We start from the raw sequence: 13,556 nt of genomic DNA, 5'->3' as shown, positions 1-13,556 counted from the left end.
CGCACCACGCTTATCATCGAATGGCCCGGACTTTTGCGTGGGGCGAAATCAGGGAAAGGCGCTGAACAATGGATTGTAGCCCATCTTGGATTGATCTGCACTTGGAAAGTCGGCGAACCAATCCCCAAAGCCCACCAGCGCGAACGGCCCAACCGACGCGGAAGCCTATGCATCACTCTCTCAAGCGTGCAAACAGAGGCCGTCAACGTATCCAAACGCCTGTACGGCGGCCATATCAAACAAAAACGACGCAAAAATACGTCGCTGCTGCCCTCGGCGCAGGTTATGCCTCTTGATAACGGATTACGCGCCCGTTTCCTTTCCGTCACGGCTTCGGCTGCGCTGCATATCCCTCAACTGCTTCAATATCTTTTTCTCGGTTTCACGGTCCGCGCGTTGATCGCCACGATCTAACCACAAGAGGATGAACATGAGCGGCAAAACCATAATGACGCCTAGAAACGAACCGACCTCCCCGAAAACAGCTTTCGACTTTCTGGCAATGAGAGAGAGCATGGTTTTCCTCGACATGCTTGGGATGGTTCCAGCGGGATTCTAACGGAGCATCGCCTGATAGGCTATCAGCTCCCACTATTCGTCACCAGCAAGTATTGAGCGAAGTTCGGTGGTAATCTGACCTGCCGCGGGATTTTTCTTCCAGCGTTGATTAGAGTCCGGCCCAACTTGAGGGCGGACAATGAAGCGAACGAGATTCACGGACGAGCAGATCATCGGCATCCTGGCCGAGCACGGTCGACGTATACGTCGACGGCGCAAAGTGCGCGGACCTGTGGCGCAAGCACGGCATGTCGGAAGGCACTTTCTACAACTGGAAGGCAAGTTCGGTGGCATGACGGTGTCGGAGGCGAAGCGGCTGAAGATGCTCGAGGATGAGAACGCGAAGCTGAAGAGTTCGCAGCGACCGTGGCCCCGGTGGGGCCGCGTAAGCGCGTAGAACGCTGGCCGAGCAGATGCTGGATCTGGCGGCGATGAAGGAACTGGTTTCAAAAAAGTGGTGACGCCTGCCGTGAAGTGCGAGGCGGTCGCGCATCTGAAGGCCGGTTCGGGATCTCGGAACGGCGGGCGTGCCGGATTGCCGGGGCGGATCGCAAGATGCTCCGCTACGAGGCGCAGCGTGCGCCGGACATGGTGCTGCGCGGGCAGCTGCGAGAACTGGCCAACGAGCGTCGGCGGTTCGGCTATCGGCGCCTCTTCGTGCGGCTGCGGCGCGAGGGCGAACCTTCCGGCGTCAACCGGACCTATCGGCTCTACCGCGAGGATGGAGGAGGATCAGGAAACAGTCCGGGGGACTGTTTCCCCGACGACACTGACGGTGCACAAGCGAAAGGTCCGGCGCAAGGCTCTCGGGACGCGAGCCCCGATCTTGGTCGAGGCGCGGCCCAATGCGCGGTGGTCGCTGGATTTCGTCCACGACCAGTTCGCCAACGGCGAGCGCTTCATGCGCCATTGGGCTCGAACCGATGGCGCAGCAATAGGCTCATTGCTCAACGTGGTCGACGACGTCACCCGCGAATGTCTCGCGGCAATCCCGGACACCTCGATCTCGGAGCGCCGAGTGGCGCGTGAACTAACAGTCTTGATCGAGCACCGCGGCAGGCCCGGCATGATTGTCAGCGATAATGGGACGGAACTGACCAGTAACGCGATCCTGCGGTGGTGCTCCGAGCACCAGATCGAATGGCACTACATCGCGCCGGGCAGGCCGATGCAGAACGGATTCGTGGAGAGCTTCAACGGTCGGATGCGGAATGAGCTTCTCAACGAGACCATGTTCCGCAACCTGGCCCACGCGCAGACCGTAATCGACACCTAGGCTGCCGACTACGATACTGAACACCCGCACTCAGCCTTGGACAACCAGATACCGGTGGACTACGCGCGGGCCCTGACCACCGCAATCGCCCGCCCCGCTGCGCGAGATGATAGCTCTGCGCGTCGGGCGATTGCTCAACCTGCGCCGATCGGCGCAAACACCAACCGGGCTCAAGTCGCAGCTGGATGAAAGTTCAGTGGCAGGTCACCGGAACCAGAATACAAAAATCCAACTTACAGTCTCTCGTTATGATTGAGGGGCCAGCAGGGGGCAGGTCACGCCAGAATGGCCGTTTTGCTTGACCCGCTCTCTGCGCGCCGAATGATCCCCGAGGTCAAGGGAGACAAGCTTTGTAACCCAATCTCGGTCAAAATCTCGATTGAAGCTTTCCATCGGTTCGGCAAGTCTTCTCGGGAATGCCCGATCATGGGAGAGTTCCGACATGCTGACATACATCTCGAAACACGGTGATGCCGCCATCGTGCCGCTCCCCGACAGTGTGCTTCGCGCAGCGGGTCTGCACTTGGGCGATGAAGTCGATGTCGTGGCATCACCTGGCCGCATCGTGATCCGTCGAGCGGATCTCGCGCGCGGTCTGCTCGGAACGCTCATCGCCGGCATGACCGAAGAAAACTGCCACGCCAGCATCGATTATGGGGTTCTCGGCCGAGAAGCCCTGTAAAGTGACCGTTATGACCCGTCTGAACCTGCCCGGGTCAAGCCGCTAGATTGGTTGCCTCAGCAAGTGTGTGGCGGCCCCCTCACCTCGCCTGCCCCGGATCAGGCCGGACAGATCTCACGCCCTCGGCTCGACATCCTTCCAGTGGCGGTTCGCCGGCAAGGCCTTTGCCCGCCGGGCGGCGTCCTGCACCGTGACCGGGTAGAAATCCCAGACGTCCACCCCGACATTGACCGCGTTCGCGCTTCCCTTCCAGTTGCCATGCACATGGCCGAACAGATGCAGCGCCCCCTTGCGGGCGTGGTTCCACGTCATCATCGGGTAATGGCAAAGCGTCACCGGCCGGTCGGCCGACGGATCCTCCACCTCGGCCATCAGCGCCACGCTGTCCCAGGGCAGCGCCTGCGTCAGAGCGCCATCATGGTTGCCGACGATCAGATGCCGGCGTGCTCCGGGAAGCTGTCCGAAGATCGTCAGCAGCCAGCTTTCATCCTTGGCCTGCGGGCCGAAGGCGAAGTCTCCGACGATCCACAGATCATCCTCGGGGCCGACCTTCTCCCAAAGCCGCTCGATCAGCACACCGTCCATATGGCTCGTGTCCCGGAACGGGCGATGCGCGTTCCGGATGATGTTCTCGTGCCCGAAATGCGGGTCAGCGGTATACCAGTGCGTCATCGTGAAAGATCCCTTGCAGGCGGGGCCGCGGTTGTGCCGCACCAGCGGGGGCCAGGTCAATAGCCCGCAGGAGCCAATAGCCCGCAGGAGCCGCCGTTACAGCCGATCAGGCAGCGTTATCGCGGCGGGCGGCCAGAAGCTCTCGAAATCCGCATCCAGCTCGCGGAGGATCACCATCAGCTCGATCACGTCGAGCCGGCGCTCGCCCAGCTCATATTTCCCGACAAAGGACGGCGGCTTGTGCAGCTTCGCCGCCAGATCGGCCTGCGACATTGCGCGTTCCGTCCGAAGGGCGATCAGCGCCTTCAGAAGACTGCGATACGCATCTGAATGAACGCTGCCCGCCAATGGTCCGCCTGCCCTTGATTTCGACAGGTTCAGCTATTGACCTCATCATGAGCTTAACCCCAAAATGGGGGTAATCCCGGGCACCCGACGCACGGCGCACACCGATAACTCGTATTCATTATAAAATTCAATTTGTTAGCTCATTTTCGTGCTGAACTACTCCAACCTCCGTCAAACCATCAACTTTCCGCCCCATGACGCGTCTACGCGACGTTCCGGGAAGCGGTCACATTGCCGCATTCAGATCCCATTGACAAAACCACCGGAGGAAGCCAATTTCTTACTAAATAAGTAAGGTTTATTTTCAGAGCGATGTAGCCGGTACCTCAGGGCCCACGCCAGCGTCTGCAGTCACGAAAGCAGCATGACGATGAAGGCCTATCCGCTGGCAATGGCGCAAGAAGGCGAGACGGTGCGGATCGCGCAGATCCTCGACGGCAGGCGTCTCGCGATGCGGCTCACCGAGATGGGCCTCAACCTCGGCAGTGAAGTGACGATCTTGCAGCGGATCGAAGGACAGATGGTCGTTCTCCGGGGACAGCTCCGGCTGGCCCTGGGGGCCGGGATGGCAAGTCGCATCCTGGTCGTGCCCGCCTCCGACCCGGCCGAAGACTTCCGGAACGACGAAGGAGCCAGACCATGAAACTGCGGGAATTCAGACCAGGGGAAAGCGGGCGCGTTTCCGGCTTCCGTCCGGGAAGCAAGCTTTACCGTCGCAAGTTGCTTGCGATGGGAATGACGCCGGGGGCGGAGTTCACCGTTACCCGGCTGGCGCCGTTGGGTGATCCGATCGAACTGAGGCTGCGCGGTTTCGCCCTGACCCTGCGCAAGGCCGACGCCGAGGCGATCGAGGTGGAGAGGACAGAAAGATGACCAATACCTGCACGATAGGGGTCGTCGGCAACCCCAATTGCGGAAAGACCACGCTGTTCAACGCCCTGACCGGCGCCAAGCAGCGCGTCGGCAACTGGCCCGGGGTGACCGTCGAGCGCAAGACCGGACGCTACAGCAGCGGCGGCATCAATTATGTGCTGGTCGACCTGCCCGGCACCTATTCCCTCGATGTCGCCGACGAGGGCGTCTCGCTGGATGAGAAGATCGCGCGCGACTATGTCGCGAGTGGCGAGGCGGATCTGATCGTCAACATCGTGGATGCCTCGAACCTCGAACGGAACCTCTATCTCACCAGCCAGTTGCTGGAGATGAAGGTGCCGATGCTGGTCGCACTCAACATGATGGACGCCGCCGAAGAGGCGGGCATGAACATCGACCTGAAGATACTGGAGGCGCGACTAGGCTGCCCAGTGCTGGCGATCGTCGCCGCGCGCCACAAGGGGCTCGAGGCCCTGAACCAGGCGATCCGGCACAGCGCGGACTCCCGGTCGGTTCCGGATGTCACGATCCGCTACGCCGAGCCTCTCGAGAAGGCTGTGACCACCCTGCTCCCGCGGATCGCGGAGGCCGCACGGAAACACCATGTCGATCCGCGCTGGCTCGCGTTGCGACTGCTCGAAGGTGACGGGCTGGCGCAGCAGATCGCCGGCACGGATGCCGGGGCGGACCTTGCCGCGATGCGCAAGGAGGTCGAGGATGACCTCGGCGATGACATCGACATCAGCCTGGCCGACACGCGCTATGGCTGGGTCAACGCGCTGACTGCCGCTGCGGTCACGCGCAGGGGGCGCGTCTCGCGCAATCTTTCCGACCGGATCGATCGCGTCGTTCTGAACCGGGCGCTGGGTGTCCCGATCTTCCTCGTCGCCATGCATCTGATGTTCATGTTCACCATCAACATCGGCGGTGCCTTCATCGACGCGTTCGATATTGTGACAGGCGCCATAACGGTCGACGGGTTCGGCGCCCTGCTCGCGGCGCTCGGGGCGCCCGAATGGCTGATCGTGTTGCTGGCCGACGGGGTCGGTGGCGGCATCCAGGTCGTCGCCACGTTCATTCCGGTCGTGGGTTTCCTGTTCCTCTTCCTCTCGTTCCTCGAGGACTCGGGCTACATGGCGCGGGCGGCTTTCGTGATGGACCGCTTCCTGCGGTCGATCGGCCTGCCGGGCAAATCCTTCGTGCCGATGATCGTCGGCTTTGGCTGCACGGTGCCGGCGGTGATGGCGACCCGCACGCTGGAAAGCGAACGCGACCGCAAGATCACCATCGCGATGGCCCCGTTCATGTCCTGCGGCGCCCGTCTGCCGGTCTATGCGCTCTTCGCGGCGGCCTTCTTCGCCGCCTGGGCGCAATATGTCGTTTTCGCCCTCTACCTCACGGGGATCGCCGTCTCGGTCCTGACCGGGCTCGTGCTGAAACACACGCTTCTGCGCGGAGAGGTCACCCCCTTCGTGATGGAACTCCCGCCCTATCACCTGCCCACATTCAAGGGCGTGATGCTGCGGACATGGGAACGAACCAAGGGCTTCGTGATCCGCGCCGGCCGCGTGATCGTGCCGATGGTGCTGGTTCTCAATGTGCTCAACACGATCGGCAGCGATGGCAGCTACGGCAACGAGGACAGCGACAAATCCCTGCTGTCTGAAATCGGGCGCACCATTTCCCCGCTTTTCGCGCCCTTCGGGCTCAACGAGGAGAACTGGCCGGCCTCGGTGGGCATCTTCACCGGGCTGCTCGCCAAGGAGGCCGTGGTCGGCACGCTGGATTCGCTCTATTCGGAGCTGGGTGAGGCCCAGCCCCCTGCCGCAGAACCCGCGCTGCGCAGTCAGGACGGCACCAGCCCCCTGAGCTGGCGCGCCGACATGACCGAAGAGGCCCTGCCCGCTCCCGCCGCCGACGAGAGCCTGGACCTGCTGGGAACGATCGGGGAAGGTCTGGCGACGGTGCCGACCAACCTCGCTGACGCCCTCGGAAGCTGGCTCGACCCGCTCGGGCTGAATATCGGCGATGTCAGCGACGAAGCCGTTGCGGCCGAGGAGCAGGACGTTCACGAGGGCACCTTCGGCGCCATGGCCGCGCGGTTCGATGGCGGCGTCGGGGCCTTCGCCTATCTGCTTTTCATCCTCCTCTACATGCCCTGCGTCGCGGCCATCGCCGCGGTGCGTCGCGAAAGCTCGCTGCGCTGGACAATCTTCGTGACCGGCTGGACCACGGGCACCGCTTATGTCGTGGCGACGCTCTTCTACCAGGTGGCCAGATTTTCCGCCCATCCGGCAAGTTCTGCCGCCTGGATTGCCGGCTGCGTCGTGCTGATCGCCGGCTGCATCCTGGCGATGCGGGCATGGGGCAGCAGAACCGGCCGAGGCATGGCCGGAACCGCAGTCGCGCAATCCTGAAAGGTCGATCCCATGTTGCTCTCCGAGCTTCGCAGCTATCTGCAGGAACACCGTCGCGCGGCCTTGTTCGACATGTCGATCCGTTTCGATACCGATCCGGAGGCCCTGCGCCCGATGCTGGCCAAGTGGATTGCCAAGGGCAAGCTGGTCAGGCTTCCGGCCTGTGCGACCTGTGGGTCGAGCTGTTGCCATTGCGATCCCAAGTCCGTTGAAATCTACGAATGGCAGGATTGAGAGGCGGATGGGGGCCGGGGCGGAAATGCGCGGAGACATCCTGCTCGTGACCGGCATTCACCGCGTCGAACTGGCCTTTGGCGATCATGTCGCCTCGGGGCCCGGAATGCCCCAGGTGATGCGCATTCCACACGGCATCGCCCGGCCCCGACGGGGACCGGGCGATGCCTTCCTGTCCCGCACGCAGCACCGAGAAATCTACCTGCAGCTCTATCAGCAGATCGCCGGTCGATATCGGCTCGTCATCGATCTGCACCAGGGCCTCGATGAAGCCGGGCGCTCGGCCGAGATCTTCTGCAACGACAGCCAGTTTCTCGCCCGTTGCGAAGCCCGCCTGGCGTGCCGCTCCGATCGGCTGAACGCCCGGCTCGTGCGGATCGCCGCCCCCGCATCCGGGGCGGAGACCACCCCGGAGCCCCGGGGCGCCACCGATGCCGCGGCTTACACATGGATCCCCCGCAAACTCTGGGAAGGACGGGCCCCGCTCTATGTCGGGGTCGAGGTCTATCTGCCGCGGGACGGCGAAGGAGAAGACGACGACTGGTCCTTTGGACGCGACCTGATCGGGGAGATCTGCGCCTGCGTTTCCGACTAGGATGCGGGCCGGACGTCCGCCGGGAGTGCCGGAGCTTGCCGTCGCAATTTGATCTATGTCCTTGTCGCGCCTGAAATCTCCGCCTAATATTTCTCCTGACCCAGCCATCGGTGTGTAGCCAAGGTCGATCGCAAATAGATCGGGGTACTTTCTCATGTCCAAAGATTCTCACGACCGGCTCGACGGGCGCGGCTTGCCCGCAGGTTGGTATTATTTCGGCCCGCAGCCGCCCTGGGATGCCGAAAAGAACCAGGCAACGCCCCCTGGCCAGGCTGAAGGCGACCAGGGAAACCGCGCGAACGCCGGCCATGCGAACTGGAACCTGCGGGATGGCGAAGGCCCCCATCGTCGGCCCGACCCGAAAGACCTCGACGACAATGAGGATCTGAAGGAAGCCTTCGACCGGATCTCGCGCGGGGACATCGGCGCCGACACGATCGCGAAGCTGTTCAACGTCCGCGACCGGGATTTCTGGGTCGGGGCGATCGGCGGCTCGATCGTGGCGCTGGCCCTGAACAACCTGCCGCAGATCAAGATGATGCTGGCCATGCTGACGGCCAGTGGCGGCCCCGGGAAATCCGGCCAGGCCCAGACCAGGACCACGGCGCCCGCCCCTTCCGGGCAAGGCAATGACACGGCGGAAAAGGAGCAGCACGATGGCCACCACCAGCAGCACTGACGTATCGGACACCGGCACTCTGCCGACCACCGACGAGGTGATCCGGGCCGGGATCAACGGGGCGGCGATCGCCGCCGCATGGACCGCCGCGAGCGAGGTCATGCGCGTCCGGAACGGCGAATGCACGACACAGGAGGCCTTGCAGACCACAGTGAACTCCGCAGTCATCGGTGCCGGGGCTGGCGCTGTCGCCTCCGCCGCCTCGCATGTGGCGCGCGCGATGCCGATCTGGGGCCTCGCGCTCGTCGTGCTCGGCGCCGGAGCGGTCTACCTCTCTGGCAAGCCGCGCGCCCCGTCGGCCGTTGCGGCCTCCGGATCGGCGACGCCCCGGGAAGAAGGTTGACCCGCCGTCGCGGGTAAAGAAAAGGAGACCAATATGACAAATTCTAGCACGAGCAGGACGCCAGCCACCAGTGGCGCCTCGAGTTCCATGCCCAACAGCCGGCTCCTCACGGGCGCCCTTGTCGGCGGCGTGGTGACCTATCTTCTGACCAACGAGGCGGCTCAGCGCACGATCATTTCCGGCGTGGCCCGGGTTTGGCTTGGGCTCAAGGGCGGCCTCGAAGAGACCAAGGAACGGTTCCGCGACGCCGAATCCGAGATCAAGGCGCAACGGACCGAGTGAGATCGAGATGAACATGCAAGTCTTGGCGGCGGCAGGGCCGATCCAGCCTGTGACGGGGGCTGGGCAGGAGAAGATTTCGATCGTCCACGAAGTCCCCGGACGGCTGCGTGTGCGCATGCCGCTGCTGGGACTTGCACGGCTCGACATCGATCAGCTGGCCCGCATGTTGCGGGCCATTCCCGGCGTCACCGCCGTGCGGATCAACCCGGCGGCGACGAGCCTCGTCTTCCGCCACGACGGTGACGCCGGCACGAGGGCGCGTATTCTGGACCGGCTGGCCAGCCTCGAGCACGGCCAGCTCTGCTTTCAGTCGCCGCAAGACGCCGCCGGCCGGCCCGCGCTTTCCCCGATGCTCTGGCGCGCGGCCCTGTTGGCGCTGCGCCCGGTGCTGCCGCCGCGTCTCGGCAATGCGCTGACGGTCGCGACGATCGCCCCGCGGGTGCTGCGCGGCGCACGCTCGGTCCTGCGCGACGGCGTCACGATCGAGTTGCTCGACGCACTGGCCGTCTCGCTCGGGGCCGCGCAGGGCAACTTCGGCACCGCACTGACCACGGACACGATGATGGAGGCCGGGGAATTCCTCGAAGAGACCACCATCCAGCGATCGGGCGCCCTGCTGCAGAAACTGTTGATGCCCAACCCCGAGACCGCGATGATCGAACGGGATGGGCAGATCGTCGAGGTCGCCTTCGCCGAGGTTCGGAGGGGCGATACCGTGGTCGTCGAGACCGGTGGCCTCGTACCGGTGGATGGGCGGGTGATCTCGGGCCGGGCGCAGGTGAACCAGGCCTCGATCACCGGCGAGAGCCTGCCGGAAACCAAGGAGCCCGGAGATGCGGTGATCGCCGATACCGTGATCGAAAGCGGTGCGCTGCGGATCGAAGCCCAGTTCGTCGGATCGGAGACCACCACGGCACGCATCGCCGCGATGATCCGCGAGTCGCTGGACAAACGATCGGAGACCGAACGTCTGGCCGCAGATCTCGCCGACCGGCAGGTCCACATGACGCTTGCCCTCGGTGCGTTGACGCTTCTGCTGACCCGCGACATCCGCCGCGTGAGCTCGGTCTTCCTGATCGACTATGCCTGCGCCACGAAGCTGAGCGCGCCGGTGGCGGTGCGGGCGACGATGTCCGCAGCCGTCGCGCGCGGCATCCTCATCAAGGGCGGGCCGATCATCGAGAAGCTGGCCAAGGTGGACACCGTCGTCTTCGACAAGACGGGCACGCTCAGCCACGGAACCCTCAGCGTCACCGACGTCGTGCCGCTGGGCCGCTCGCGCTCGGAAGACAGGCTTCTGGCGCTGGCCAGTTCGCTCGAGGCGCATTCCCAGCACCCGGTCGCCCGGGCGATCGTCGCCGAGGCGCGGGCGCGGCAGCTGGGCACCGTCCTGCACGGCGAGGTTGAGCAGAAGGTGGGCTACGGCCTGCGGGCCATGGTCGGCAAGGACGAGGTCCTGATCGGAAGCCGGCATTATCTCGAACAGATCGAAGGCGTGGATTTCTCAGCCCATGAAGAGCAACTGGCCGCGTTCGACACCGCCGGAAAGATGGTGCTGTTCCTTGCCCGCGCCGGCAAGCCCGCGGGGTTGATCGGGTTGCACGACGCGTTGCGCGAGGATGCGGCGGAAACCGTTCGGCGCCTGCGTGCGGAGGGCGTGAAGCGGCTGGTCATGTTGACCGGCGACCGGCGCGCCCGCGCCGAGGGTTTTGGCGCGACCCTGGGGTTCGATGAGGTTCATGCCGAGCTGCGCCCCGAGGACAAGGCCCGCATCATCGGCAGGTTGCAGGACGAGGGCTGCAAGATCGCCTTCGTCGGCGACGGGATCAACGACGCCCCGGCGCTGGCGGCCGCTGAGGTCGGTTTCTCCATGCCCCAGGGGGCCGACATCGCGCAGGCCGCGGCCGACATCACCCTGCTCGACGATCGTCTTCTCGCCGTCGCCGAGGCCCGCACGGCCGCAACGCGCGCGATGCGGATCATCCACACCAACGGCAACCTGGGGATCGCCATCAACACCGGGCTCTTCGTCGCGGCCTCGGCCGGGTCTCTGCCACCGGTCGCGGCCTCGGTGCTGCACAACGGATCGACCTTCGCACTCCTGCTTGCGGCGCTGGCGGGTGCGGGGGCACCAGAACCCGCCAGCGCCGATACAAGCACCGGACTTTTACTTGACTGATTTGGTCAATTAATGACATTCTGCCCGCAGGAAAGACTCTGCGGAGAAATGGCGCGATGGTTTGCTGTGTTCATCACATTCCCGGTCGGGTGCGGTTCAGGATCGAGGCTCTGCGTGACGACACCGGACTGGCCGAGCGCATCAGGGAGCAAGTCTCTTCGCTCGCCGTGGTGACCGCAGTGGAAGTCAATCGGCATGCCCGCTCGGTGGTGGTTCACTATCAACCGCAAGAAGGCCGGGTCGGCGAGATCATGGACCACATCTGCATCAATTACCCGGTCGCGGCCCTGACCCCGATGGCCCAGCGTGCCGCGCGTGAGGCGGTCATGGCCGATGATGCGCGCGCCACACCGTCTTCGATCCGCCTTCCGTCGCTTCCGAACATGCCCGAGGGATTTTCCCGCGCTCTGGGCCGCGCGGCGAGCCAGGCAGTGGTCAAGACGCTGGTCAGCCGGCTCGTCGGGGTCTGAGCACAAGAGCGGAGCCCCACTCCGGGCAGACCGCCCCTGTCGATCGTTTCAATTGGCCGGCGGCCCTCTGCTCACCCGAGCAATGGGGTAGCCGTCTGTGCTTGTCGGGTGATGTTGTGACAGGCTTGTTCGCCAGCGGGGGGGAGGCCAGGCTTCTCGTCCCGCCCCGGCAAAATGACAGGCAGCACGCTCGGGCTTCGACATCAGGAAGCGGCGTATCCCAGCATGGCCCCTGCCCCGACCCACTCGTGCCTACGGGACAATGACGTCGCTGGAGACCATTGCATGCGGTGCGATCGTCTTGGCGGACGGCGCAAGAAAGTGCCGCCGCCTGTGCCTGCATCGTCGATTTGCACGGCAATCTCATCTGGTCTGTTCATCGCCCTCATCTTCCGTCTCGATCCACCACATCGAGCGCAACAGGCAGAACATCTCTCCCCATGGGATCTCGGGAGGGGAAATCGGCGTCCCGCCCCTCCTCCGGTTTACTCCTTGAAAGTTCTTCCATGGTCAGCTGACGACCAAGACCCGGACAGAACGAACCAAAGGCCCGGTCTCCATGGGAAGCACGTCATGACCCTAATTGTCGGCCTGCCCTCGATTTCCATGGGTTCAGCTATTGACCCCTCCCCGATCTTACCCCCAAAATGGGGGTGTCGATTGGAGGTCAGCAATGAAGGACGTCATCTCTGCCGCGAGTGGCCTGTTGGCCGGAGTGGAGTTCTGGTTCCAGAACAAGGTGGAGCACGCCGCGGCAAAGCGTGAAGCGAAGGCCTGGGCGAAGGCTTTGCCGAAGGCCATGCTGGAAGAGATAGTGGCGGCTGTTCCTATGCCTGCGCACCTGTGGCGCGAGGACTATTGGGTTCTCAATCAGGAGTCGCTGCGGGAAGGCCCGGCGATCTACCGGGCTTATGTGGACGAGAATTTCGCCCATGAGCCGGAGGCTCGGCGCGTGGAGCTTGTGGATCGTCTCATGAGTGTGAGGTATTGGCAGTGGAGCGATGCAACCCGCGAGCTGACGCGGGCCGCTGTCAGTGCTGGTATGGCGGCTGATCAGGCCCGCCGGGATGCGAACTACGCGGCCCGGATGGCGGAGGAAGCGGCGAGGCCGCATCGCCTGTCGATGGCCGGTCGGAAAGCCGAGGCGGAAGCCTGCTATCGCAACTCGGGTGTCTATGCGGACGGAAGCGGTCGCGTGCTGAGCCACGCGGAACGGTTCCAGCTCGGTCTGCCCGCCAACCCTGGTGGCGCGAAATCGGGGCTGATCGACGGATAGGTTCCGCCCGCGACGATTTTTGTTCGAGGAATTGATGATGAAGAGATTTGTGCTCGGGCTGCTGCTGGCCCTCGCGTCGCCCGCCTATGCCGAAGGGCTCGATCTGACACCGATCCGGCAGGATCTGGACCGGGCGATGGCGTCCAATGGAAAAGCTGTCTGGCTGATCTACGGCGCGGTCTCGCGCGAGAAGATCACCGAGGCGATCAAGGTTCTCGCGCCGATCAAGTCGCGGGTGGCGGTCGGCGTTTATGGCGATATGTTCTTGGACGATCAGGCGCGTGCCGATTTCAAGGCAGCGGGCTTCAAGGTCTGCTCCAAGTGGGGCCGGGATAACCTTCTGATCACGCTGCACAAGCCAAACGGCGACGGCGATTTCAAGAACAATGCCTTGTTCGATGCGAAGATCCGCTTCTCCGAAACCGATGCGCTGATCTTCGAGGAGCGCAGCCGTCAACTCGAAGCCATCGCTGGCGAATGGGAAATGGGCGGCACGATGCCGGGGGCAGCGAAGAAGAACTTCTTCTTCGCGAATATCCTGTCCGCCGAACTTGATGGTGAAGCACCGCCCAGCCCCGCGCGCGTTAGCGATGACGCGAAGGTCGGCGGCGTGTCGAGCCTGCTGTCCTTTGAAGGCGGGCGCGGATGCTTCGTGAAATGACCTGGCGCGTT

At 63.9% G+C, this 13,556-nt stretch carries 16 protein-coding genes and 1 pseudogene; 15 read left to right on the top strand and 2 right to left on the bottom strand.

The features are described 5' to 3' along the window. The 3 genes and pseudogenes from AB7U46_RS13535 to AB7U46_RS13525 form a co-directional block, all read left to right on the top strand. Positions 1-414: hypothetical protein (locus tag AB7U46_RS13535; RefSeq protein ID WP_428337507.1), on the top strand; the 414-nt coding region annotated here is incomplete at its 5' end. A 283-nt stretch (positions 415-697) separates the two neighbouring features. Further along, positions 698-2,023, top strand: a pseudogene (locus AB7U46_RS13530) (IS3 family transposase). Between the two features lie 253 nt (positions 2,024-2,276). Next, entirely contained in the window at positions 2,277-2,516 is a 240-nt protein-coding gene (locus AB7U46_RS13525) for an AbrB/MazE/SpoVT family DNA-binding domain-containing protein (protein WP_428337506.1), read from the top strand. Positions 2,517-2,630: 114 nt separating this feature from the next. On the opposite strand, the gene AB7U46_RS13520 is transcribed toward AB7U46_RS13525, so the two are convergent. Both AB7U46_RS13520 and AB7U46_RS13515 read right to left on the bottom strand, forming a co-directional pair. Next, positions 2,631-3,188 carry a metallophosphoesterase gene (locus AB7U46_RS13520; protein ID WP_428337505.1) on the bottom strand — a complete coding sequence of 186 codons (558 nt, stop codon included), beginning with the start codon at positions 3,186-3,188 and terminating at the stop codon, positions 2,631-2,633. Between the two features lie 96 nt (positions 3,189-3,284). Continuing rightward, a complete protein-coding gene (locus tag AB7U46_RS13515; RefSeq protein ID WP_428337504.1) occupies positions 3,285-3,536 on the bottom strand; it encodes a helix-turn-helix domain-containing protein in 252 nt (83 codons plus the stop codon). Positions 3,537-3,900: 364 nt separating this feature from the next. Here AB7U46_RS13515 and AB7U46_RS13510 point away from each other — a divergent pair, with 364 nt between their 5' ends. The 12 genes from AB7U46_RS13510 (at position 3,901) to AB7U46_RS13455 (ending at position 13,545) form a co-directional block, all read left to right on the top strand. Further along, entirely contained in the window at positions 3,901-4,179 is a 279-nt protein-coding gene (locus AB7U46_RS13510; RefSeq protein WP_428337503.1) for a FeoA family protein, read from the top strand. Then, positions 4,176-4,409, top strand: coding sequence for a FeoA family protein (locus AB7U46_RS13505; protein WP_428337502.1), 234 nt, complete (start codon positions 4,176-4,178; stop codon positions 4,407-4,409). Before AB7U46_RS13510 ends, AB7U46_RS13505 begins: the two co-directional genes overlap by 4 nt. Further along, positions 4,406-6,826 carry a Fe(2+) transporter permease subunit FeoB gene (gene feoB, locus AB7U46_RS13500; protein ID WP_428337501.1) on the top strand — a complete coding sequence of 807 codons (2,421 nt, stop codon included), beginning with the start codon at positions 4,406-4,408 and terminating at the stop codon, positions 6,824-6,826. Before AB7U46_RS13505 ends, feoB begins: the two co-directional genes overlap by 4 nt. 12 nt (positions 6,827-6,838) lie before the next feature. Continuing rightward, positions 6,839-7,060, top strand: a complete 222-nt coding sequence (locus AB7U46_RS13495) for a FeoC-like transcriptional regulator (RefSeq protein WP_428337500.1) — start codon at positions 6,839-6,841, stop codon at positions 7,058-7,060. A 25-nt stretch (positions 7,061-7,085) separates the two neighbouring features. Then, positions 7,086-7,655, top strand: a complete 570-nt coding sequence (locus tag AB7U46_RS13490) for a hypothetical protein (RefSeq protein ID WP_428337499.1) — start codon at positions 7,086-7,088, stop codon at positions 7,653-7,655. A 154-nt stretch (positions 7,656-7,809) separates the two neighbouring features. Continuing rightward, complete coding sequence (locus AB7U46_RS13485) at positions 7,810-8,334, top strand: hypothetical protein (RefSeq protein WP_428337498.1); 525 nt, start codon at positions 7,810-7,812, stop codon at positions 8,332-8,334. Then, positions 8,312-8,677, top strand: coding sequence for a hypothetical protein (locus tag AB7U46_RS13480; protein WP_428337497.1), 366 nt, complete (start codon positions 8,312-8,314; stop codon positions 8,675-8,677). The genes AB7U46_RS13485 and AB7U46_RS13480 overlap by 23 nt, the downstream gene beginning before the upstream one ends. 132 nt (positions 8,678-8,809) lie before the next feature. After that, entirely contained in the window at positions 8,810-8,959 is a 150-nt protein-coding gene (locus AB7U46_RS13475; protein ID WP_428337496.1) for a hypothetical protein, read from the top strand. A 7-nt stretch (positions 8,960-8,966) separates the two neighbouring features. Next, positions 8,967-11,138: a heavy metal translocating P-type ATPase gene (locus AB7U46_RS13470; protein WP_428337495.1), complete on the top strand. Its 2,172-nt coding sequence runs from the start codon at positions 8,967-8,969 to the stop codon at positions 11,136-11,138. 56 nt (positions 11,139-11,194) lie between these two features. Beyond that, entirely contained in the window at positions 11,195-11,608 is a 414-nt protein-coding gene (locus AB7U46_RS13465) for an HMA2 domain-containing protein (protein WP_428337494.1), read from the top strand. 673 nt (positions 11,609-12,281) lie between these two features. Further along, positions 12,282-12,884 (top strand): hypothetical protein, encoded by a 603-nt coding sequence (locus AB7U46_RS13460; RefSeq protein ID WP_428337493.1) that lies wholly within the window; start codon positions 12,282-12,284, stop codon positions 12,882-12,884. A 37-nt stretch (positions 12,885-12,921) separates the two neighbouring features. After that, positions 12,922-13,545, top strand: coding sequence for a hypothetical protein (locus AB7U46_RS13455; protein WP_428337492.1), 624 nt, complete (start codon positions 12,922-12,924; stop codon positions 13,543-13,545). The last annotated feature ends 11 nt before the right edge of the window (positions 13,546-13,556 follow it).

It is taken from the genome of Paenirhodobacter sp. (genome assembly GCF_050177655.1).
GTDB lineage: Bacteria > Pseudomonadota > Alphaproteobacteria > Rhodobacterales > Rhodobacteraceae > Rhodobacter.
Note: the sequence above shows the minus strand (reverse complement) of the source record. Positions and strands in the feature narration are given on the sequence as shown.